Here is a 22,179-nt window from a genome sequence, read left to right as displayed (position 1 = left end):
GAAGTTCCGCCGGGTAGTTGCAGGTATTGCAACAGGCTTGCTGCATTTGTTCCAGCCTGTTGTGACCCTTGCAACAGGTTTTCTGAATTTTCTCCAGCCTGTTGCTTACAGTGCCAGCATCTTCTTTTCTTTTATAAGGTCGCTTTCGTCCATGCGGAGGGAAGGCACGGTACACATTTTTATATAGTCGCCGGTCTGGCAGGTGTAGTCGTAATAAACCTGCTGTTCGGGTGTGAAATCTTCTTTGGCGACCAGGCCGCTTTTCATCGCCAGGAAGTCGTCGGTGGAAGTGCTTTCGGATTCCTTTATCAGGACGATTCGCCGGGCAACCGGATTACGGTTGTAATCCAGTCCCATATATAAACCTCTTAATTGCCTGGGCTGGTTGAAGAACGGTATTTGCAAGTATAGCGTGACGGGGATGAACTGCGAAGTCTGGCTTTCGCTGAACATGCAGTAGAAGTTTTGGGGATCTCCGCTGACGCCAATGCCCCATTGAGCTTCCCCGTAGGCATTCAGCCGGCCGATACGGACATGGTCGTTGTTTTCGGATAAAGCGATGATAAACGGCTCCATTTTCAGACAATCGGACGAAGAGGAGAGGCTGTAGCTGGTATATAATCCGCAGATACTCGATACCTTGCCGGTAGTCAGTTGCATTTCTTCCGTTAGCAGTTCCATAAAAGGGTTTTCTTTCCTGCCGGGTTGCTGCGACGGTTCGAGTTCTTCCAGCCGGGTAAGCATTTTCTCCATATCGGCCAGTAACCGTCTTTTGGAAACGTTGTTCACTTGTGCCAATGCGTGGTCGAGCGCCTCGTCGGGATGATTGGTCTTAATCGATTCGAAATAATCGGGCAATACGGTTGTATAAAGTGAAGAAAGAACACTCGGGGCAATGCTGATCCAGTCGGCTATTTCCTTCATTTTTACCCCACTGCTACGCAAATAACCGATGCGTTTATAAAACTCCTGGAAGTTGTTTGTCATGCGTTTGTTGTTTGTAATTATTATGCAAAATAACCGCCGTGATATTGCATTCCGGTTACATGAATGTTACATAAATATTTCTTTATAATTTATTGATAATGCATTATATATTAATAATATAGATTCATGCGTTCAGTAATATTCCTGTAATATCGCTGGAATACTTTTGCTGCCGGAAACAAAACGACAGCATGAATATGAATAACTTTTTGCAGATAAACGAAACAACCCGGAAGCGTCTTTCCGACTTTCTCTTCATCCTATGGGCCGGAGGCGCCGCTCTATTATCCTATTCTTTGGTTTATGCACTCCGTAAACCTTTTACCGCTGCTTCTTTCGAGAATGCAGAATTCTTCGATATGGATTATAAGGTGGTGGTAACGATCTCACAGATCCTAGGATATGTAGTTTCCAAATTTATCGGTATTAAACTTATATCCGAACTGCAGTCGGAAGAGCGGTTTAAGTTTATCCTGACTTCCGTATTGCTGGCTGAGGCTTCGCTGATCCTGTTCGGGTTGCTTTCCACTCCATTCAATGTGGCGGCCATGTTCCTGAATGGTTTGTCGCTGGGCTGTATGTGGGGAGTGATCTTCAGCTTTATCGAAGGACGGCGGGTGACTGATATCCTGGCAAGTCTACTGGGTGTCAGTATGGTGATCAGTTCAGGTACAGCCAAGTCTGTCGGACTGTATGTAATGAACCATCTTCATGTCAGCGAGTTCTGGATGCCGGCATTGATCGGGGCTGTGGCTCTCCCTCTTCTCTTGTTGCTCGGTTGGGCGTTGAACAAACTGCCAGAGCCGAACAAAGAAGATATCGCCATGAAGTCGGAACGCGAAACGCTGAATGGCAAGCAGCGCTGGGAACTCTTCAAAAGCTTTATGCCTTTCCTGAGTATGCTATTCATTGCTAATATTGCAATTGTCGTTTTGCGTGATATAAAAGAAGATTTTCTGGTGAATATTATCGATGTATCTGCCTATTCGCCCTGGCTCTTTGCCCAGATCGACAGTGTAGTTACATTGATCATCCTCGGCATATTCGGATTGATGGTACTGGTAAAGGATAATCTGAAAGCCCTTTCCGTTTTATTCGGGTTGATCATCGCGGGGATGATCGTTATGTCGGTCGTCTCTTTCGGACAGCAGCAACTCCGCCTTTCACCTGTTATATGGCTGTTTATCCAGAGCCTGTGCCTGTATATTGCTTACTTGACCTTCCAAACGATCTTTTTCGACCGTTTCATCGCTTGTTTCAGGATTCGCGGTAACGTCGGTTTCTTTATCGTAACGACCGACTTCCTAGGATATACCGGGACAGTGCTGGTGCTTGTTCTGAAAGAATTCTGTAACCCGGATATCGACTGGGCGGTATTTTATAACCAGTTTGCCGGATATGTAGGTATCTTTTGCTGTGTCACTTTCGTTTGTTCCTTCGTATATTTGCACCAGCGTTTCCGGAAGGAAACAGGTGTGACAGCCCCCCGTGAAGAGACGATCGAAGCCACTCCGCAGAATGCCATCACTGTTGCCTGACAGATAAACTAGTATAATAATATAAATATATAAGTTAGTTATGAAGAAGATTTCGTGTGTTATTATGGACTGGGCCGGAACGGCTGTCGATTTCGGTTGTTTCGCTCCGCTGAATGCTTTCCTGAAAGTGTTCTCTGAAGAAAAGGGAATAGATATTACCTACCGTCAGGCACGTGAGCCGATGGGACTGCTCAAGATCGACCATATCAAAGCCATCCTCAACATGCCGGAGGTGAACGAAAAATTCCGTGCACGTTATGGTCGTGACTGGAATATGGAAGATGTAAACGAAATGTACGTGAGCTTCGAAAAGCACCTGTTCGCTTCATTAAGCAACTTCACCACCCCGATCCCCGGCGTACTGGATACGATAAAGGAATTGCGCGAAAGCGGTATCAAGATCGGCTCGACTACAGGCTATACACAGGCCATGATGGATGTTGTGCGCCCCGGTGCCGCAGCTAAAGGCTATGTCGTAGACAATCTGGTTACTCCGGATAACTTGCCTGCCGGACGTCCTGCTCCTTATATGATCTATAAGAATATGATCGACCTCGCTATCCCTTCTGTCGATAACGTCGTGAAGGTGGGCGATACGATTGCCGATATCAAGGAAGGTGTTAACGCTAAAGTATGGAGTATCGGCATCATCACCGGTAGTAATGAAATGGGCATTACGGAAGAAGAATACAACCGCCGTACACCCGATGAGCTGGCTGCCCTGAAGCAGGAAGTCCGCGAACGTATGATGGTGGCCGGAGCACATTTCGTACTCGACAATATCACCGAACTTCCGGCTTGTATCGAAAAGATCAACCGTTAAGATCATTAATTAAGAATAAGACAAAAACATAACATATCCATCCAAATGAGAAATTATCTGTTGCTTACTCCCGGCCCCTTAAGTACTTCACAGACAGTACGCGAAGCCATGCTCCAGGATTGGTGTACCTGGGATAAAGATTATAACGAAGGTATCGTGACCCCGATCCGCAAAGGCCTGCTGGCCATTTCCGGACTCAGCGAAGACGAATATACGACTGTCTTGTTGCAAGGCAGCGGTACTTACTGTGTGGAAGCAACTATCGGCGCAACCGTAAAGTCTTCCGATAAACTGCTTATCCTCGCCAACGGTGCGTACGGTGAACGTATGGCCGAGATAGCCCGTTATTATCATATTGACCATGTCCTGGTGTCGCTCCATGAAACGGAACTGATCACCGGTGAAGTGGCCCGCCGTGCACTGGAAGCCAATCCCGGTATCACTCATCTTTCTATGGTGCATAGTGAAACGACTACCGGACTGCTGAACTCCATCGAAGAAGTGGCCGACGTGATCCGTGGCCGTGATATCACCTTTATCGTGGATGCGATGAGCAGCTTCGGCGGTGTGCCTATCGACATGAAAGCGCTTGGTATCGACTTTCTGGTGAGCAGTGCCAACAAATGTATCCAGGGCGTTCCCGGCTTCGGTTTCATCATTGCAAAGAGAGAGAAACTGATGGCCTGCAAAGGGATAGCCCGTTCACTCTCGCTCGATATCTATGCCCAGTGGGAAACGATGGAGAAGGGCGGAGGCAAATGGCGCTTTACCTCTCCGACGCATGTTGTCCGCGCTTTCTTCCAGGCCATGAAGGAGCTGAACGAAGAAGGAGGTATTGCCGCCCGCTACGAGCGTTACAAACAAAATCATCGTACGCTGGTTGACGGTATGCGTGCCCTCGGGTTTAAGACGCTGCTTCCTGACGCATCGCAAGGCCCGATCATCACCTCTTTCCTGTACCCTTCCGCCGATTTCAACTTTGTCGCATTCTACGAGGCACTGAAGCAGAAAGGATTTGTGATCTATCCGGGTAAGATCTCGGATGCCGACACCTTCCGTATCGGTAATATCGGGGATGTTTTTCCTAAAGACATGGAAAAGCTGTTGGAAAATATTGCCGGCCTGTCGCCTGATTTGATCAAGGGAGCCGGTGAATAGAATCGCGTAAGACCAGAATCCCTTCCGGCCCCATATTGAAAAGTAAGTCTACGATACTTAAGTTGGGGAGGAATCCGAATTTATCCCGGAATACCTGGTAATAGGGTTGCGGGATAAAGGCGGGATCTTCCCCTTCGTGCTTTGGACGGATGATCTCGCGGAAATCGTTCGGTACTTCCGGATGATACTCCTCGGTATATGTGACTTCCGCCGGCAGATCCAGCAGACGGCAAACCAATATTCTTAATTCCTCATTGAAGTCGAACAGGTATTCGAACTTCTTCTCATAGAACGGGGCAAAATCGTCCTCGTAATATTCAAAGAACGGGCTCATATTATAGGCTGAAACCAACGCATTCCAGTGTAGGTGGCGCCAGTTGCCGTGGTCGGAGATACGGATATCTTTCGTCAGGCATTTCAGGGTATCGGGCTTGACGATCGGTACGGACAAAGATAACGGGCCGTTGGCGGCTGCGATCGTACAACGGTTACGGTAGGTCTGCTTCAGATAGTTTTCTGCCGTCTCTATCCGTACTTCTTTGAATTGGAAAAGTTTACAATATTGTTGTACCGGGCCCAGATAAGCCGATGAAATATATACGGGTTGCATGTTTAGTTTACGGGTTTTAAAATTCGTTGCCGCTCTTTGCTGTACCAGCAGAGCCAGGCGTTTCCTATGATATGGTTGCGGGGGATAAATCCGAGGTGGCGTGAATCGACCGCTTCATTGGCATTGTCCGAAAGCATCCAGTAATAATCCTGATCGAAAAAGAAGAAAGCGGCTTCGCGTCCGTCGAGGAACAGTTTGCCATCGCGGAAAACGGCTTTGTCTCCGGCTTCCGTCTGGATCGCTTCACGACAAGCAGTGAGGGCAGCGGCATCCAGCCGGTAGGCTCTTCCTTTTTGGGGAACGATCAGTTCATAGCTCTCCATCGGGTTTTTAAGGAAACGGATATTGGCCTCTTCCGACAATTCTTCACGGAGTTGATATTCTTCGAAAGATGTCAGGCTGATGGAAATACCGAACGGTTCCTCTTTCAGGTTCCTGAGCGGGATGTTAAGTTTCTTCTGGGTACTCAACACCTCGTCCAGCGCATCCTGTGTCACGATATAAGTACTGAGCGACCGGGGAGAATGCGGTATCAGTTTGCCGTTTACCCGGTATCCGTCGTTACTGATCCGGATGGTATCGCCCGGCATACCGATACATCGGCTGAGGAATAAAGGATTCGATACGGTGTCTTTCAGCAGCGGACTGGTGAAGAGCACTACCCGGTTGCGCCCCGGATTATCTTTCAGGGGCAGTTTATTGACCAGGATATAATCCCCTTTATGCAAGGCCACTTCCATCGAGTCGGTGGAGACGTGGAAAGATTCCATACAAAAGTACCGGACTGCCATTACGATCCCCGCCAGCAACACAATAGTTGCCAGCCATCTCGTTACAGATATAAAGGAACGTTTTGCCATATTTTATTAATCCGGATGCACCATCCTGAACAGGCGGTTCCAGCGGATACCACCGTCAAACAGGCTGCGGTCTTTATCCAGCGATAGCCAGATCAGGATCGGTTTACCTACGATGTGATCTTCCGGAACAAATCCCCATGAACGGCTGTCGGCACTGTTGTGGCGGTTGTCGCCCATCATCCAGTAATAGTCGTATTTGAAGGTATAGCTTGTTTCCGGTTTACCGTTGATATAATACTGCCCGTCTTTTTCTTCCAACGTATTGTTTTCGTAATTCTTGATGCAACGGCCATATAAGGCGATGTTGCGTTCGTTCAGAGGAATTGTAGCACCTTTCTTCGGAATCCATAACGGGCCGAAGTTATCGCGTGTCCAACCTGTTTCATACCAGGCAGGATAAGTAGGCCCCCCTAAAGCATCCGGTTCGATAACGATCTTCTTTACGGAAGGCAACTTCTCTGCGATGGCGAGTGCCTTCGGTGTCAGAGGCATCCTGTAGATCGGGTTGAACTGGCCGGGAGCGATTGGTTTGAAGCCTAAGAAAGACATCGCATCCTGATAATATCCGTTGTTGGATGCCAACATCCGGTCGTCCTTGCTTACGTCCATCAGGCGGAACTGTTCTTCCGTGATCGGTGAACCGTCTGTTTCCACGTAGTAGTTGAATTGTATGTTTTCCGGATTTTTAGCGGCTTTCCCGTCGATATAAACCTGGTTGTTACGCAACTCGATGGTATCGCCCGGCATACCGATACAACGTTTTACATAGTTTTCGCGTTTGTCTACCGGACGGTAGATCACATCTCCGAAAGTGTTTTTATCCATCCAGATACGGTCGCGGCCGTACATAGCCACCAGCTCGTCGTAGCTTGGATTCTGCTGTTTCAGGGCAACCGTGTCGCCGGCAGGGAAGTTGAACACCACGATATCGTTGCGTTTCACATGGCCGAAGCCTTTCACACGCTTGTAGCCCCATTCCGGCCAATCCAGATACGATTTGCAGTTGAAGAACGGCAGTGTATTCTGTACCAACGGGAAAGACAGCGGCGTATTCGGCACGCGCGGCCCGTAGCTCAGTTTGCTTACAAACAAATAATCGCCTACAAGCAACGACTTCTCAAGCGAAGAACTCGGTATCTGGTAGTTCTGGAAAACGAACAGATTGATAAAATAAACTGCGATCAGAGCGAACAGGATATCGTCCACCCATTCCAACGCATTGCGTACGGCAGGATTCTTCGACCGTTTCCATGCTCCCCAGGGAATATAATGCGTCAGGAAAATATCCACCAGTACGATCAATCCCAGCAGCAGCCAAAGGTTCTGCATCCAGATTGAAAAGAGTATATACAATACGGCTGCGATGCCGAACTTGATCCATTGTTTCTTGGAAAACTTTTTCATTTGTAGACTTCTGTGGAATTAAAATTTAAGCATATCATCCATACCGAGGAACCCTTTTTTCCCGGCAGTAAATTCGGCAGCGACAACTGCCCCGAGAGCGAAACCGGCACGGCTCTTGGCATCATGCTTGATGCTGATATAGTCGACGTCTGATTCGTAAGTGACTTCATGTATACCCGGCACTTCTCCCTCGCGGATAGCATGGATAGGCAGGTCGGTGGGCTGTTCGGCTGTTTCCAGTGTCCAGTGTTCTTTCCGGTCTACGTTTTCGAGAATACCTTCTGCCAGCGTGATCGCTGTTCCGCTGGGAGCATCTAGCTTGTGGATATGGTGGGTCTCCGTCATGCTGACATTATATACGGGGAAATTATTCATTATTTTCGCCAGGTATTTATTCAATGCGAAAAAGATATTCACGCCGATGCTGAAGTTGGACGCATAGAAGAATGTTTTTCCTTCCTTGGCGCACTTCTCTTTTATCTCGCCGATACGGTCGAGCCATCCGGTGGTGCCGGAAACAACCGGGACACCTGCTGCGAAGCTTTTCATATAATTGTCGAAAGCCGTAGCCGGAGTCGTGAACTCGATGGCGACATCTGCGCTTTTGAAATTGTCTGACTGAAATTCTTCCGGGTTGTTTATATCTACGATAGAGACGATCTGGTGTCCTCTGTTCAATGCAATTTGTTCGATGGTTTTACCCATCTTGCCGTAGCCGATAAGTGCAATCTTCATATCTTTTCAGAATAAAATGAATAAATAGAGCTAATAACTTAGCCTTCAGGGGTGCAAATATAAAGAAAATGAATTAGATTTGTGGCATAAATCTTAACTCTGAAAATAATATGGAACGTTTATTACATTATGTTTGGAAATACAGGCTGTATCCAACTACTACGCTTCTTACTACCGACGGAAGTATAATCTCAGTGATCGACCCCGGAATACCCAATACCGATGCGGGCCCCGACTTCTTCAATGCCAAGGTGAAGATAGACGGTACGCTCTGGGCCGGATGTATTGAAATCCATACAAAAGCTTCCGACTGGCTGCTTCATCGCCATGATAAAGATAAGGCCTATGATGCGGTTATCCTTCATCTTGTGGAAGTTTCCGATTGTATCGTTTACCGGACGAATGGAGAGGTTATTCCACAAATGCAGTTGGCCGTGCCGGAGTCGGTCGCACAGAATATCGACTGGTTGTTATACCGTGATATCTCCTTTCCCTGTGCCGGTTATATTCCTCAGATAGAACTTGTTCATGTAACTTCCTGGCTGAGTGCCCTCTTAAGCGAACGGCTGGAACGGAAAACGGCTGATATATTCCGTCTCCTGGATCAGTATGGGAATGACTGGAATGAGGTCTTTTATATTACTTTAACCCGTAATTTCGGCTTTGGAGTGAATAATGATATCTTCGAGCGTCTGGCCAAAAGCCTGCCTTTGCGATATATTCAGAAGCAACGCAGCAGCCATTCGCAGGTTGAAGCCCTGCTATTCGGCCAGGCCGGCATGCTGGAAGAGCCGGGCGATTGCCATTATTACCGTTTGCTTCAACGTGAATACCAGTTCCTGCGGCATAAATTCGGGTTGACTCCTTTGGATGACTCGCAGTTCAGGAGCCTGCGCACCCGTCCGGTCAATTTCCCTTACCTGAAACTGGCACAACTGGCTTCCGTCTGGGTGCAGCACGATACGTTATTTTCCGTTATCCTGGAAGCGGGGAATGTCGGGCAGATCAAACAGTGTTTCCGGGTTCGTCCTTCTGATTATTGGGAAACACATTATCATTTTCGCAGTGTTTCGGAAAAGAAAGATAAGCCGATAGGAGAGAACTCTCTGTGTATCTTGCTGATCAACACGGTTGTCCCGGTAATGTTTGCCTATGGAGTGAGAAATAAACGTCCGGAATATTGCGAACGTGCCATCCGTATCCTCGAAACGCTTCCCCCGGAGAAGAATACGATTGTGACCGCTTTCACCCGGGCTGGGATCAACGTCTGCCATGCCGGAGACAGCCAGGCGCTTATCCAGTTGAAACGGGAATATTGCGAGAAGAAAAAGTGCCTGTATTGCCGGATCGGATTCAGGTATTTGAAACGTTGAGATACCCTGACGTTTCCCTTCTGGCAGGCATGCTATCCGGCCTCTGATTTTAATTAATAAAGAATGACTGTAATCGCTTGTGTATTAAGAATTATTTGCTATATTCGTCGCATATAATTCATGTGTTGGCGTGTTTATATCTTTGAAACTGTAAATATTGCATTATGAAACAGATCGCCGTATATTTAGTTTGCATCCTTGGCATGATAAGCTGTGATGATACCATAGACGCTCCGGGAAGATTATCAATGATTAATCTGGAACAAAATAATGTCACTGTCGGTTCTTCGGATAGCTGTGTGACTGTCGGAGTGGGAGCCGATAGGATCACTTGGTATGTTTTGCGTAGCCGGACTATGGCCAATGGCGAAAGTTCGACTCTGCATAATACGACCTACAAATACTCGGACGAACGGATGAAGGATATTATTCTCTATAGGGATACACTGGCCGGCGACTGGTTTAAAATCATTAAAAACAAGGCCGGAGATCTTCAGGTTGACATCGCACAGAACAAGTTTCCCTATGAACGGAAGCTTGTTATTGATGTCGCAGGCTTTTTAAGCTCGTCGGAGAGCGTGGTTATTACACAAAAGGAGTCGGTGAAATAAAAACAACGAGGAGAATCTTAACATGGAACAACCTCTTTCATCTTCTTAAGAATGCAAAGATTTCTTATTTAGCGTATATATCACTATTAGTCACGGGATTTTTCCCTATTTTTGCCCTCTGATTAAAAAGCATTTGAATGGGAAATAGATATATAAGAGATTTACTGCTGGCTGTCTGTGGGGTATTCCTGTTGGTCACGATGTATTCGTGTGCGAATATGGCTTCTCCGAACGGGGGGCCTTATGATGAGACGCCGCCTAAATACGTCAGCAGTACGCCGGCTCCGAACCAGACGAACTACAAAGGAAAAAGAGTCGAGATCTTGTTTGACGAACTGGTGCAACTCGATAAGCCGTCGGAGAATGTGATCGTCACGCCGCCGCAGTTGCAGTTGCCCATCATCCGTGCAGCCGGAAAGAAAGTTATTGTCGAGCTGAAAGATACACTGAAAGAGAATACAACCTATACGATCGACTTTACCAATTCGATCTCCGACAATAATGAAAAGAATGTATTCGAGAATTACTCTTTCGCCTTTTCTACGGGAGAGAATATCGATACGCTGGAAGTGTCGGGTATCTTGTTGAATGCGGAGAATCTGGAACCGATGCCCGGTATCACGATCGGTCTGCACCGCAACCTGGAGGACTCGGCCTTCGTGAAAATGCCGTTCGACCGTACTTCCCGTACGAACGATAAAGGCGAATTTACGATCCGCAATATCTCTCCGGGCAGCTACCGCATATTCGGTCTGAATGATGTGAACCGCGATTATAAGTTCGACCAGGCGGGCGAAGAGATCGCTTTCAACGACTCTATCATCATCCCTTCCTTCGAACTGACCAGCCGTCAGGATACGCTTTGGAAAGACAGCCTGACGATCGACACGATCAAGACGGTAGCCTTTACCCGCTATTTTCCCAATGATATCGAGCTACGTCTGTTCAAAGAAGATTTTGTACGCCAGTATCTGTTGAAGCCCGAGCGCCAGCAGGAAAACCTGTTGGTAGTCCGTTTCAACTCTCCGTTGGATACGATCCCGCTTCCCCGCCCGATTAATTTCACCCCGTCCGATTCATCCTGGTATTTTATGCAGGAGACGGAAGGCGGAACGGCCGTTAACTTCTGGCTGACCGACTCGGTTGTCTGGAAACAGGATACATTGCGGGTGGAATTGTCTTATCCGAAGAGCGATTCGCTGAATATACTTCGTCCGCAAACGGATACGCTTCAGTTTGTGATGCGCCGCCGTCCGGAGAAGAAGAAAAAGAAGAAAGATGATGAGCCCGAACCGATCGTCTTCCTCGGTATGCAGGTCGATGCTCCGGGGTCGATGGACTTGTTCGATACGGTGTCCGTTACATTCAACGAACCGGTGCTCGATTTGTCGAAAGAGCTGTTCTTCCTGGATCAGAAAGTCGATACGGTGTGGACTCCGGTTGATTTCGAGCTGTTCCCGGACTCGACGAACAGCTTGAATTACTTTATACGCCGTCCGTGGAAATATGGTGAGGAGTATCGCCTGGAAGTCGACTCGGCTACGATCTTCAGTATCTATGATAAATGGAACGAACCTTATTCCGGTGAGTTCAAGATCAAGAAAGAAGATGAATACGGCCATTTGTATATCAATATCGTAGGGGTCGATACGACTGCTTATGTCGAGCTACTGAACGGCAGCGATGCTCCGATACGAAAAGTGAAGGTGAAAGACGGGGGTGCCCTTTTCATGGACTTGAAACCGGATAAGTATTATCTTCGTCTGGTGGTCGACCTCAACGGCAACGGGAAATGGGATACCGGCAATTATGCTGCAAAGCGTCAGCCGGAAGAAGTGTTCTATTCGCCGGTAAAATACGATGTGATGCAGAACTGGCAGGTAGAAGAAACCTGGGATGTGAAGGCTACCCCGTGGGCTAAACAGAAGCCGCTCGAGATCACGAAGAATAAACCAAAAGAAGCAACCAAGAAGAAAAGAGACTATAAAAATGAAGGACAACAACAATCTTCTTCACGCAACAGCAGTGGTAGCACGAGCAACAGTGGCCGCAGCGGTATGCCGTTTTAGGTTGATTTGCCTGGGAGTGATGGCTTTATGGCTATTGCTTCCGACAATGGCAGAGGCACAGGCCATTCCGGTGAAAGATCGGTTCAGCGCCGGCGAGACGGTACAGTATGAGTTGTACTTCAAATGGGGGCTTCTGATGCCTCGTGCGGGACAAGCTTCTTTGTCTGTGCAGGACGCCCGGTATGAAAGCAAGCCAGCTTACCATTACCGCCTGTTGTTCCGTACGTCGGGCATGTTTGAGAAGATATTTGCGATGCGCGATACCATCGACTGTTATTTCTCTCCCGAGATGTTACTGCTCCGCAGTGAGAAACGGGTGAATGAGAATGATTATTACCTGATAGACGATTTGAAATTCTCGTATACCGACGGACACACCTCCGCACATTCCCACCGCTACACGCCGAGCCGGACGAAGATCGACACCCTGCTTGTCTCCGAACAATATATGTTCGATATGCTGGGTGCCACCATGTATCTCCGTTCGCTGGATTGGGAAAAGATGAAGCAGGGTGATGAGTTCCCGTTTCATGTGGCGATCGGGCGCGACCGGATCAATATAAGTTTCCGGTATACCGGCCAGCAGATCGTGGAACGTAGCGAGACGTTGAAATACCGTACCCGTCATTTCTTTATCGATATTTATGACGATGCCTTTACCCAAAGTAAGGCGGCAGCCGAGATCTGGATCGGTGACGATGCAAACCATATCCCCGTGAAGATACGGGCTAAGCTGAAGATCGGTGCGGCCGAAGTCTATTATAAATCATCCAAAGGATTACGTTATCCGCTTACTTCACGCGTAGAGATTCCCAGGCGCTAGCGGCAGGGAGATCGTGAATGATGTTTCGCTGTAAGGACGGGAGCTGACCTGCAATTCGCCGCCGTGCATGCGTATGATCTGCCGCGAGAGGCTGAGGCCGATGCCTGTACCTGTGTCTTTGGTGGTGAAGAAAGGGACGAAGATGTCTTCCAGTATATCGTGGGGAATGCCGGGGCCGTTGTCTTTCACCTCTATATAAGTGGTTGTCCGGACTTGTATTACTGTCAGTGATATCTTGCCGTTGTCCTGGCCTTCGAGAGCTTGCATGGCATTCTTCAACAGGTTGATCAGCACTTGCGAGAGCAGTTCTTCGTCTGCGTTTATTTCTATCTCTTCCCGGAAAAGATCTACCCGGAATTGTATATGCTGCCGGTGCAGGTCTGATTGAAACAGTATTTCGATATTCCTTATCAGGCGCGACAGGGAGAAAGGCTTGGGCTTGGGCGGTTGCAGCCGGGCCAGCTGACGGTAAGAGTCGGTGAAGTTCATTAGGCTTTGTCCCTGGCTCTTGATGGTGTCGAGTCCGCGGATGGTTTTGCGGATGGTCGTATCGGTGATCTCGTCGTTGCTCCGGGCATTTCCTTTGGTCTGGAAATAGGAGAGAAGCGTGCCGGAGAGGGAGACGATGGGAGCGATCGAGTTCATGATCTCGTGGGTCAGCACATGCATCAGTTTGTCGTACGACTCATATTCTTTCTGGTAGAGCTCGCGGTCGAATTCCCTTTGTTTACTTTCCGTCATTAATTTGTGGATACGGTTGAAGGCGGCATGGAGGCGGCGTTGTTCATCGGTGCCGGTGTTTTCCGGGAAATAAAGCATCGATTCATTGTCTTCGATCGCATCCAGGAAAAGCTGTATCCGCCGGTTGGAGGTGTTGAGATAGTAAACGAGCACTCCCGCCAGCCATAAGGCGATAAGTAGTGCTACCGACCCCAGAATAATCGCTTTGCCGCTTATGATACCGATAACGCCTGTCCCGGCCACCACGATGACGAGGGCGACGTGCAGGATAATGCGTATGTAGATGCGTAGGCTGAACATGCGCTTCACAGGTTGAACCGTTTCAGTTTGTTATACAGGGTTTGCCGGCTTACTCCCAGTTGTTCGGCGGCAGCAGTCAGGTTCCCGTCATTCTGTGTGATGGCGGCTTCGATAGCCTGGCGTTCCACATCGCTGAGGTTGGGTACTTCGGTGAAGGAGACAGCCTTTCCAGGGCGGATGAACAGGTCGCCGGCACGGATCATATTCTTCTCAGCCAGGATAACGGCCTTTTCGATGGTGTGCTGCAACTCACGGATATTTCCCGGCCAGTCGTATGCTTCGAGTTTGGCGGCAGCCTGCGGATGCAGGGTCAGCCCGGTTCGTTTGTAGAGCGCGATATATTTCTTCAGGAAATAGTCGATGAATAGCGGAATATCTTCCCGTCGGCTCCGGAGCGGCGGTATTTCTATTTGTATCGTGTTGATGCGGTAGAACAGGTCTTCGCGGAAAGAAGACCGGGCGACCATCTCCGGCAGGTTCCGGTTGGTGGCGGCAATGAGGCGTATGTCGACAGGTATTTTCCGGTTGCTTCCCAGGCGTGTGATCTCACGGTTCTGGAGGACTGCCAACAGTTTGGCCTGCAGGCCGACCGGCAGGTTGCCTATCTCGTCCAGGAACAGCGTGCTGCCGCTGGCGGCTTCGAATTTACCGGGGCGGCTTTCGCGGGCATCGGTAAAGGCTCCTTTCTCATGCCCGAACAGCTCGCTTTCAAACAACGACTCACTGACGGCGCCCATATCCACGTTGATCATTTCCCGTCGGCTGCGCAGGGAGAGACGGTGTATTTCGCGGGCCAGCATTTCTTTGCCTGTCCCGTTCTCGCCTGTGATCAAGACATTCGCGTCTGTTTTAGCCACTTTGGTGACCACCTTGATCAGCTTCATCATAACGGGCGAGTGCCCGATGATCATGGCCGGTTCGGTTGGCCGGGGGGCGGTGTTCTTTCCGATACCCTGTTTGTTGGGTTCTTCCCGGGCGGCTTGCAGTGCGGTATGTATCTTATCCAGCAACACGTCGTTGTCCCACGGTTTGAGTACGAAGTCTGCTGCTCCGCTTTTCAGGGCTTTCACGGCCAACTCCACATCCCCGTAAGCGGTCAGCATGATAACAGGCAGGCCAGGAACGATTTCCTGTATGCGGCGGAGCCAGAACAAGCCCTCGTTGCCGGTGTTGACGCCGGCAGAGAAGTTCATGTCGAGGATAACGAGATCGACGGGCATAGTGTCGAGTACTGAAAGTATCCTGTTCGGGTTGGAGGCTGTCTCCACCCGTTCGAATTCGTCTTCCAGCAATAACTCGAGCGATGTCAGTACGCTCTTGTTATCATCTACTATAAGAACTGTTCCTGCTTGCATACGATCTGTTTTTTCGTAAAGGTATTCGCTTCCGGAATACTTTGCAAGCAAGCGTCAAAATATTTGACACTTATTTATTCAGATCTTCCAGTAGCTTTACTCCTGCACGAAACTTGACGGATGTGCGTGGGGCGATTATGACCGGCTCGCCTGTTTTAGGATTTCTGGCCGGACGGCTGGTTTGTTTCCACGGGTGAAGGCTTCCGAAACCTATCATCGTTACCGGTTCGCCTTGCTGTAAAGCTTTTGTAGATGCATTAAGTATGGATTGAAGCACTGCTTTGACATCTTTTTTCTTTAATCCGGTGTCTTCCGTCACGTATTGGATCAACTCGTTCTTGTTCATGATTTTAAACCTTATTTTATATATATGCTTTACTACTGATTCTCATTCTGTTTTTACGGTAGAAGCAGGGTGCCATTCTGCACTGTAAAGAACCTAAAAATTGAATGAATCACGCCGGTTGCATTTCCTCTGCAATTTGAAAATATATGACCCTGCGTATCTCTGGGGCTTTTGGGCTTATGAACAATCAATTTAAAAGAGTTCGTTCAGAACTCTAGTAGTCTTATTGAATATTAAGCCATCGCCGGTTTCGATGTGTTTGGTTATCTGATAATTCGCCCTTTATCGGATCTGTTTTCTAAGGAATAGTTTCGGGAGGGTATACCGACACGGTACCCTTTCAGAGTACTAAATAATGCTTTTTTGAAGTGTTATTTTAGCTTATTCTTTGATATCTCCGATGTTGCATTGTTTTTAATTGCCAATATTTATTACCTTTACCGCCATAATTGACAAAGTTCTGAACGAACTCTGTCAATTTTTTAACTCTTTCTTCCCATTGACAGAATTAATTTGATTCCGTTCCTGATAGTTTTGAATGTTTCACTTACTGCCCGATTTGAGCTATCAGTGTTGCAATCTTTGCTCCGGAGCAACTATTCATGCAAAATCAGGCAATAAACCTTTCACCCTTCACCTTACACATAATAACTTATTGATTATATTTTGTTTAACAGCATATACACAGGGTGAATGGTTGGATAAAAAGGTGAATGGTTGGATCCAACCATTCACCTTCCTATATATAAGTATTTATCCGGCAACTTAAAAAGTATCTTTCCTCTTATTATCCATTACCATTAAACCTATTGCAAACTAACTCTTTAGTTATTACTTATAAATCCGGACACCGCCATCGTTAAGCTTTGCGACCTTAGTTGTTAAGCTTTGCGACGATGCTCAGCAAGCTTATCGACGTTAGTCGTTAAGTAAATAAGCTATAATATTGACCTTAATCAGTTCAGACCTTTTATTTACTGAGCAATAGTATAAGCTGTAAAAATAAGTAATCCGGATAAGACGAGGGTGAAAGGTTCGTATAAACCATTCACCTTTTTGAGTGACCATTCACCTGGGAAATAAGCGTCTTATCCATTGATTTGCATGCCGTCGCACTCTGCCAGGTGAACAGTGAACGGTTTTAATGCTTTTTTATCATGTAAAAAGGAAATGATATGAGTGTTTCACCTATTGCCAGATATGAGTCATCTTTGTTTACCTTTTTCTGGCTTCGACCGCAATGCGCACCGTCAAAATAGTTGACAATCGGGCGTCAAATATTTTGACACTTGACGGAGGTGCTGAAATGGCACGCCTTGATTATTGGGATGTCATTTTTGTGGCACGTGTTTTGCCTATTCATTTACAAGATGAATACACAAATAACAACAAAATATGGATTGCGGCTTGCCATCCTGCTACTTGCAGGCTGTATGCCGGGAATACATGCTCAGACTACTTCCTGGTCGGTCGACTCCTGTATGCAGTATGCCATAGAAAGGAATGTGAGCCTGAAAAACAGCCGGCTCGACACCCGTATCGCCGGTGAAGACTTTGCTGCTGCCATCGGCGATTTTCTGCCTTCGGTCAGTACATCCGGCGCTCTAGGGAAACGTTTGGGGCGTTCGGTCGATCCCAAGACGAATATGTACACTTCCTCTTCTTTCTTGGAAAGTACGATGGGACTGGATATTTCGTTGCCTGTGTTCGATGGCTTCACCCGTGTGAACCGTGCACAGTTTACCCGCTTGAACAAACAGATCGGCGGATTGACGGAGAAGGTGGAAGAAAACCGGATCGCCTTTGAAGTGATGGACGCCTATTATCTGCTTCTTTTTGATAAGAAAATGTATGAGCTGGCTTCCGAGCAACGGAAACTGAGCGAACGGTATCATGAGCAGATGCTCGAATTTGTTGACCTCGGATTGCGTGCACCATCCGACTTGCAGGAGGTAAAAGCCCGTTTACAGTCTGATATCTACCAGGAAACGGTGAAGGAGAACAGTTGCCGCCTTTCCCTGCTGGCTCTTAAAGAACTGTTGCAGATGAGGGGGACAGATACGTTGGTGATCGGTGGTGAGGATATAACCGGCCGGGAAATCCCCCTTCTACAGGATCTTTCGGCAGAAGATGTCTATTTGCAGTCGGAAGAGGCGTTGCCCCAGTTCCGTATCATGGAGCTACGCGAAAAGGCTTCGCGCAAGTCGCTGGCTATTGCTTCGGGGGCTTTCTCTCCCTCTATCCGTGCGGAGTTCAGCCTTTATTCCGGTTATTACGATACGGAGCGGGACGAACAGGGGAATATAACCTCTTTTAGCAACCAGATGAAGAATAATTTGAATAAATATATTGGCGTCAGGGTTTCTATCCCGATCTTTAGCGGGCTTTCGCGTATTACTTCAGTACGGAAAGAACGTTTCCGTCTTCGGAAGATCAGGAATGACAACGACCAGCAGCGTATCTCTTTATATAAGGAGATAGAAGAAGCCTGCCTGTCGTTGCAGGCCGCCGCGCAGGAACATTGGCAGGCTGAGTTACAACTTCGCACGGCAACGACTACGCTGAAAGAGAATGAACAGCGGTGGGAGGAAGGCATGATCTCCGTATTCGAGCTGATGGAAAAGCGGAATTTATATATCCTGGCAAAAGCCGAACTGATGCGCACGCAATTACAATATGACCTGAAAGAACGTATGGTGCGCTTCTATCAGTCAGGATCATTTTTAGGAATAAAATAAACACGATAATATACTATGAACAACAACATGGATACCCGGATCGAACGGAAATCCCGTTTGAAGAAGAAACATATTTATGCGATAGCGGGCGGGGGCTTCCTGATCGTCTGCATCCTCTATTTTATCTTTCGCGACACGACTTCTTCCATGAAGGTGGATAAGGAGCGGCTGACTATTTCGGCCGTCACCCAGGGAGAGTTTAACGACTATATCCGCGTGATCGGGCAGGTCATTCCCGACCGTATCATCTATCTGGATGCCATCGAAGGAGGGCGTGTGGAAGAACGTCTGATTGAGGAAGGGGCACAGGTGAAAGCCGGTGACGTGATCCTGCGTCTGAGCAACCCGCTCCTGAATATCGGTATCCTGCAAAGCGAAGCCGACCTGGCGTATCAGGAAAACGAACTTCGCAATACCCGCCTGAGCATGGAACAGGAACATCTTCGCCTGAAGCAGGATCGGATCGGCCTCAGCAAAGAACTGGTTCAGAAGGAACGCCGTTACCGGCAATACGAACGCCTTTATAACAAACAACTGCTGGCCCGCGAAGATTATCTGCAGGCGAAAGAAGACTACGATGCCGCCCGCGACCAACTGGATGTGGTAGACCAACGCATCAAGCAGGACGACCTCTTCCGCAGCAGCCAGTTGGAGAGCTTGGACGAGAACATCCGCAATATGAAACGAAGCCTCGCCCTTGTCCGCGAACGTCTGGAGAACCTGAAGGTGAAAGCGCCCGTAAGCGGCCAGCTGGGTAACCTGGAAGCCCAGATCGGCCAGTCTATCGCGCAAGGGGAACGTATCGGCCAGGTCATTACTCCGGAACTGAAGGTGGAAGCCAAGATAGACGAACATTATGTGGAGCGCGTCATGCCCGGCCTGCCCGCCAGCTTTGAGCGCGAAGGGAAACTGTTCAATATGGAAGTGACCAAAGTTTATCCCGAAGTGCGCGAAGGACAGTTCCGTACCGACCTTCATTTCACTTCCGATCGTCCGGAGAATATCCGTGCAGGGCAAACCTATCACCTCAACCTGCAACTGGGCGATCCGGTGCAGGCCATCCTGGTTCCCCGCGGTAGCTTCTACCAGGCAAGCGGCGGCCTGTATATGTATGTCGTGGATGAAGATGAAACGACCGCCCGCCGCCGCCCGGTGAAGATAGGCCGTCAGAACCCGCAGTATTATGAAGTGACCGAAGGATTGAAGCCGGGCGAGAAAGTGATCATTTCCGGGTATGAATTGTTCGGTGAGAACGAGCGTTTAATAATCAGATAATAAACTAATAATATGGATTACCTGTCGCAAGTCATAAAAAGCCAGCGGGCGCGGAAGTCGCTTTCGGTGATCAATATATTCGGCCTGTCCGTCTGTATCTCTGCCGCCCTGTTGATCCTGCTCTATGTCCGTTTCGAACTGAGCTATGATACTTTCCACGACGGCGATCGCGTCTACCGGGTGGAAAGCCGCCTCTATGAAGGGGAAACACTGACCGATAACTGGGCAACCACCTCTTTCGGGCATGCCCCGGCCATGAGCCGTGAGATTCCCGGCATCGAGAAGTATGTCCGGCTGACGGCGCAGGATCGTGAGCAGGTAGTTACATATCAAGATAAACAGTTTGCCGAAGAACGGTATTGCTATGCCGAGCCTTCTTTCTTCGAGCTGTTCAATTTCCCGATCCTGAAAGGGGAGAGGGAAGGTCAGTTGGTTCGACCTAACACTGTGGTGTTGACAGCGAGTGCCGCCCACCGTTATTTCGGCGGGGCGGAGCCGTTGGGAAAGATTCTGACTTTCCGCACCGCCACGGCAGAACAGCATTTTGAAGTGACCGGTGTGATTGCCGATATGCCGGTCAACTCGCACCTGCATTATGATTTCCTGCTTTCGTACGCCACCATTCCAAAGGAGCGGCAGGATATCTGGTATGTTCATGGCGTTTATACTTATGTCCGCCTGGAACCGGGGAAAGACCCTGCGGAGATCGCAAAGGCTTTCCGTGCTATCTCCGACAAATATAAGACAGCGGCACTGAAGCATAAGAACTGGCGGGTCGAACTGATCCCGTTGAAAGAGATCCATCTAACCCCGCAGAAATCGTACGAAAAAGAGACGAAGGGGAGCCGTACAGCAGTCTATATCCTTTCTGTGATGGCGATTGCCCTGCTTCTGATCGGTTGGGTGAATGCCCTGAACCTGATGGTTGCCCGCTTTCTGGAACGCGGGAAAGAGTTCGGTGTGCGGAAGGCATTCGGCGCTTCCCGCCGGCAGATGCTTTTCCAGGGATTGATGGAAGCAGGCATCGTCAACCTGCTGGCAGCCCTGATCGCTTTGGGATGGCTGGAGGTGTTGCTTCCTTTCGTCTATACCTGGGCCGGGCAGGACTTCGGAGCGGATTCGTTGCTGCAACCCGGCTTCTGGGGGCTGGTGTTGGCTATGATCGTGGCGGGGACGCTGTTTACCGGATTATATCCTTCCTATCTGCTGACCGGTATTCGTCCTTCAGCCATTATGCGCGGGCAATTGCTGCATAGCCGGAAAGGGAATACGATACGGAAAGCGCTGATTGTCGTGCAGTTCGTCGCTTCGTTTATCTTGATAACAGGAACGTTCGTTGTTGTCGGCCAGGTGCGGTATATGCAGAATGAGACGGCATCCGCTTCGTTCAAACAGATACTGGTGCTGAAATATCCCTCTTTCACCAGCGATATGTCTGTGAAGATGGAGAGCTTTAAAAAGCAGTTATTGCAGAAATCCTATATGCGGCAAGTTACAGTCTCCGGTGCCGTCCCGGGCGTGGAGGTCGCCAACTATTTCACCAACCGACTTTACGGAAGCGACCAGACGGAGAGCAAACTGATCCAGATGTTTGCCGTCGATTATGATTATCTGCCGACATATTCGCCCGAAATGGTGTGCGGCAGAGGTTTCTCCGAAGCATACGGGGATGAGTTGAATAAAGTCGTCCTGAATGAAGAAGCCGTCAGCCTGCTCGGTTTCCCTTCCGCCGAAGCCGCTTTAGGCAAGCAGTTGTCGATGGAAGTCGTGGAAGAACCTCTCCAGATAATCGGTGTGGCAAAGAATTATCATCAGCAGTCGCTGGCTGTCCCTTATAAACCGATCATCTTCTTTATCAAAGAACGCGTGCCGTTTATCGGGACACCTTATATATCCCTCCGCATGGACGGAACGATCGATGCTGCCCGCCTGGCGGAGATAGAACAGACCTACCGCGATTTCTTCCCGACTTCGCTGTTCTCTTACTTCTTCCTCGATGATTTTAATGATAACCAATATAAGGCGGACAGGAACTTCGGTTGGATGTTTGCCTGTTCCGCCCTGCTGGCCGTCTTCGTTGCCTGTCTGGGGCTGTGGGTGGTGACGCTCTTCTCTACCTTGGCACGGGTGAGAGAAATCGGCATCCGGAAGGTGCTCGGTGCAGGGAAAGCAAATCTTTTTGTAGTTTTGACGCGTGAATTATTACTCCTTACGGTGCTGGCTTCCGTGATCGGTATCCCCGTTTCCGCGTTTCTGATGAACAACTGGCTGGAAGGCTATGCTTTCCATATTTCGCAGCCCTGGTGGGTGTATGCCGTCGCTTTTGCCCTGCTGATGTTGATCGCCTTCCTTACGGTGGTTCGTCAGGTATGGCGTATCATCCGCCTGAAACCGATGCATATATTAAGGAGTGAATAATTTATAAAACAGAAC

General features: G+C 48.6%; 18 protein-coding genes. 10 read left to right on the top strand and 8 right to left on the bottom strand.

Annotation, left to right across the window (positions count from 1 at the left end; all coding sequences use genetic code 11):
* Positions 1 to 105: 105 nt before the first annotated feature.
* Positions 106 to 987: a hypothetical protein gene (locus HMPREF1536_RS08250; protein ID WP_028726565.1), complete on the bottom strand. Its 882-nt coding sequence runs from the start codon at positions 985 to 987 to the stop codon at positions 106 to 108.
* 197 nt (positions 988 to 1,184) lie between these two features.
* Here HMPREF1536_RS08250 and HMPREF1536_RS08245 point away from each other — a divergent pair, with 197 nt between their 5' ends.
* From HMPREF1536_RS08245 to phnW, 3 genes are read left to right on the top strand one after another with little or no spacing between them, the layout of a single operon-like run.
* On the top strand, positions 1,185 to 2,525 hold the full coding sequence (locus tag HMPREF1536_RS08245) for a DUF5690 family protein (RefSeq protein ID WP_028726564.1): 1,341 nt from the start codon (positions 1,185 to 1,187) through the stop codon (positions 2,523 to 2,525).
* Between the two features lie 40 nt (positions 2,526 to 2,565).
* Positions 2,566 to 3,348, top strand: coding sequence for a phosphonoacetaldehyde hydrolase (gene phnX, locus HMPREF1536_RS08240; protein WP_028726563.1), 783 nt, complete (start codon positions 2,566 to 2,568; stop codon positions 3,346 to 3,348).
* A gap of 45 nt (positions 3,349 to 3,393) precedes the next feature.
* Positions 3,394 to 4,506, top strand: coding sequence for a 2-aminoethylphosphonate--pyruvate transaminase (gene phnW / locus HMPREF1536_RS08235; RefSeq protein ID WP_028726562.1), 1,113 nt, complete (start codon positions 3,394 to 3,396; stop codon positions 4,504 to 4,506).
* On the opposite strand, the gene HMPREF1536_RS08230 is transcribed toward phnW, so the two are convergent.
* Genes HMPREF1536_RS08230 through dapB form a run of 4 tightly spaced genes read right to left on the bottom strand, consistent with a single transcriptional unit; the run spans position 4,487 to position 8,115 of the window.
* Positions 4,487 to 5,116: a WbqC family protein gene (locus HMPREF1536_RS08230; protein WP_028726561.1), complete on the bottom strand. Its 630-nt coding sequence runs from the start codon at positions 5,114 to 5,116 to the stop codon at positions 4,487 to 4,489. The genes phnW and HMPREF1536_RS08230 overlap by 20 nt on opposite strands.
* Positions 5,117 to 5,118: 2 nt before the next feature.
* Positions 5,119 to 5,976 carry a signal peptidase I gene (gene lepB, locus HMPREF1536_RS08225; RefSeq protein WP_028726560.1) on the bottom strand — a complete coding sequence of 286 codons (858 nt, stop codon included), beginning with the start codon at positions 5,974 to 5,976 and terminating at the stop codon, positions 5,119 to 5,121.
* A 6-nt stretch (positions 5,977 to 5,982) separates the two neighbouring features.
* Entirely contained in the window at positions 5,983 to 7,380 is a 1,398-nt protein-coding gene (gene lepB / locus HMPREF1536_RS08220) for a signal peptidase I (RefSeq protein ID WP_028726559.1), read from the bottom strand.
* A gap of 18 nt (positions 7,381 to 7,398) precedes the next feature.
* Positions 7,399 to 8,115, bottom strand: a complete 717-nt coding sequence (dapB, locus tag HMPREF1536_RS08215) for a 4-hydroxy-tetrahydrodipicolinate reductase (RefSeq protein ID WP_028726558.1) — start codon at positions 8,113 to 8,115, stop codon at positions 7,399 to 7,401.
* Between the two features lie 110 nt (positions 8,116 to 8,225).
* Between dapB and HMPREF1536_RS08210 the strand changes: the two genes are divergently transcribed.
* From HMPREF1536_RS08210 to HMPREF1536_RS08195, 4 genes are all read left to right on the top strand, one after another.
* Complete coding sequence (locus tag HMPREF1536_RS08210) at positions 8,226 to 9,488, top strand: DUF2851 family protein (RefSeq protein ID WP_028726557.1); 1,263 nt, start codon at positions 8,226 to 8,228, stop codon at positions 9,486 to 9,488.
* A gap of 164 nt (positions 9,489 to 9,652) precedes the next feature.
* Positions 9,653 to 10,099 carry a hypothetical protein gene (locus tag HMPREF1536_RS08205; protein ID WP_147337575.1) on the top strand — a complete coding sequence of 149 codons (447 nt, stop codon included), beginning with the start codon at positions 9,653 to 9,655 and terminating at the stop codon, positions 10,097 to 10,099.
* A gap of 137 nt (positions 10,100 to 10,236) precedes the next feature.
* Positions 10,237 to 12,168 (top strand): Ig-like domain-containing protein, encoded by a 1,932-nt coding sequence (locus tag HMPREF1536_RS08200; protein WP_028726555.1) that lies wholly within the window; start codon positions 10,237 to 10,239, stop codon positions 12,166 to 12,168.
* A complete protein-coding gene (locus tag HMPREF1536_RS08195; RefSeq protein WP_028726554.1) occupies positions 12,089 to 12,991 on the top strand; it encodes a DUF3108 domain-containing protein in 903 nt (300 codons plus the stop codon). Before HMPREF1536_RS08200 ends, HMPREF1536_RS08195 begins: the two co-directional genes overlap by 80 nt.
* On the opposite strand, the gene HMPREF1536_RS08190 is transcribed toward HMPREF1536_RS08195, so the two are convergent.
* The 3 genes from HMPREF1536_RS08190 to HMPREF1536_RS08180 all read right to left on the bottom strand — a co-directional run bounded on the left by HMPREF1536_RS08190 (position 12,965) and on the right by HMPREF1536_RS08180 (position 15,733).
* Positions 12,965 to 14,032, bottom strand: coding sequence for a sensor histidine kinase (locus HMPREF1536_RS08190; protein ID WP_028726553.1), 1,068 nt, complete (start codon positions 14,030 to 14,032; stop codon positions 12,965 to 12,967). The genes HMPREF1536_RS08195 and HMPREF1536_RS08190 overlap by 27 nt on opposite strands.
* 5 nt (positions 14,033 to 14,037) lie before the next feature.
* Positions 14,038 to 15,387: a sigma-54-dependent transcriptional regulator gene (locus tag HMPREF1536_RS08185; RefSeq protein WP_028726552.1), complete on the bottom strand. Its 1,350-nt coding sequence runs from the start codon at positions 15,385 to 15,387 to the stop codon at positions 14,038 to 14,040.
* 70 nt (positions 15,388 to 15,457) lie between these two features.
* Positions 15,458 to 15,733: an HU family DNA-binding protein gene (locus HMPREF1536_RS08180; protein WP_028726551.1), complete on the bottom strand. Its 276-nt coding sequence runs from the start codon at positions 15,731 to 15,733 to the stop codon at positions 15,458 to 15,460.
* A 1,370-nt stretch (positions 15,734 to 17,103) separates the two neighbouring features.
* On the opposite strand from HMPREF1536_RS08180, the gene HMPREF1536_RS08175 reads away from it, so the two are divergent.
* Genes HMPREF1536_RS08175 through HMPREF1536_RS08165 form a run of 3 tightly spaced genes read left to right on the top strand, consistent with a single transcriptional unit; the run spans position 17,104 to position 22,164 of the window.
* A complete protein-coding gene (locus HMPREF1536_RS08175; protein ID WP_044191460.1) occupies positions 17,104 to 18,471 on the top strand; it encodes a TolC family protein in 1,368 nt (455 codons plus the stop codon).
* Between the two features lie 27 nt (positions 18,472 to 18,498).
* The gene (locus HMPREF1536_RS08170) at positions 18,499 to 19,746 is read left to right on the top strand and encodes an efflux RND transporter periplasmic adaptor subunit (protein ID WP_028726548.1); all 1,248 of its coding nucleotides are present in this window, start codon (positions 18,499 to 18,501) and stop codon (positions 19,744 to 19,746) included.
* Positions 19,747 to 19,758: 12 nt separating this feature from the next.
* A complete protein-coding gene (locus HMPREF1536_RS08165; protein ID WP_028726547.1) occupies positions 19,759 to 22,164 on the top strand; it encodes an ABC transporter permease in 2,406 nt (801 codons plus the stop codon).
* Positions 22,165 to 22,179 lie beyond the last annotated feature (15 nt).

Source organism: Parabacteroides gordonii MS-1 = DSM 23371 (genome assembly GCF_000969825.1).
Lineage (GTDB): Bacteria > Bacteroidota > Bacteroidia > Bacteroidales > Tannerellaceae > Parabacteroides > Parabacteroides gordonii.
Note: the sequence above shows the minus strand (reverse complement) of the source record. Positions and strands in the feature narration are given on the sequence as shown.

Coding starts and splice junctions, on each gene's coding strand:
- HMPREF1536_RS08250 (WP_028726565.1), bottom strand. CDS start 987: ATGACAAACAACTTCCAGGAGTTTTATAAACGCATCGGTTATTTGCGT.
- HMPREF1536_RS08245 (WP_028726564.1), top strand. CDS start 1,185: ATGAATAACTTTTTGCAGATAAACGAAACAACCCGGAAGCGTCTTTCC.
- phnX (WP_028726563.1), top strand. CDS start 2,566: ATGAAGAAGATTTCGTGTGTTATTATGGACTGGGCCGGAACGGCTGTC.
- phnW (WP_028726562.1), top strand. CDS start 3,394: ATGAGAAATTATCTGTTGCTTACTCCCGGCCCCTTAAGTACTTCACAG.
- HMPREF1536_RS08230 (WP_028726561.1), bottom strand. CDS start 5,116: ATGCAACCCGTATATATTTCATCGGCTTATCTGGGCCCGGTACAACAA.
- lepB (WP_028726560.1), bottom strand. CDS start 5,976: ATGGCAAAACGTTCCTTTATATCTGTAACGAGATGGCTGGCAACTATT.
- lepB (WP_028726559.1), bottom strand. CDS start 7,380: ATGAAAAAGTTTTCCAAGAAACAATGGATCAAGTTCGGCATCGCAGCC.
- dapB (WP_028726558.1), bottom strand. CDS start 8,115: ATGAAGATTGCACTTATCGGCTACGGCAAGATGGGTAAAACCATCGAA.
- HMPREF1536_RS08210 (WP_028726557.1), top strand. CDS start 8,226: ATGGAACGTTTATTACATTATGTTTGGAAATACAGGCTGTATCCAACT.
- HMPREF1536_RS08205 (WP_147337575.1), top strand. CDS start 9,653: ATGAAACAGATCGCCGTATATTTAGTTTGCATCCTTGGCATGATAAGC.
- HMPREF1536_RS08200 (WP_028726555.1), top strand. CDS start 10,237: ATGGGAAATAGATATATAAGAGATTTACTGCTGGCTGTCTGTGGGGTA.
- HMPREF1536_RS08195 (WP_028726554.1), top strand. CDS start 12,089: ATGAAGGACAACAACAATCTTCTTCACGCAACAGCAGTGGTAGCACGA.
- HMPREF1536_RS08190 (WP_028726553.1), bottom strand. CDS start 14,032: ATGTTCAGCCTACGCATCTACATACGCATTATCCTGCACGTCGCCCTC.
- HMPREF1536_RS08185 (WP_028726552.1), bottom strand. CDS start 15,387: ATGCAAGCAGGAACAGTTCTTATAGTAGATGATAACAAGAGCGTACTG.
- HMPREF1536_RS08180 (WP_028726551.1), bottom strand. CDS start 15,733: ATGAACAAGAACGAGTTGATCCAATACGTGACGGAAGACACCGGATTA.
- HMPREF1536_RS08175 (WP_044191460.1), top strand. CDS start 17,104: ATGAATACACAAATAACAACAAAATATGGATTGCGGCTTGCCATCCTG.
- HMPREF1536_RS08170 (WP_028726548.1), top strand. CDS start 18,499: ATGGATACCCGGATCGAACGGAAATCCCGTTTGAAGAAGAAACATATT.
- HMPREF1536_RS08165 (WP_028726547.1), top strand. CDS start 19,759: ATGGATTACCTGTCGCAAGTCATAAAAAGCCAGCGGGCGCGGAAGTCG.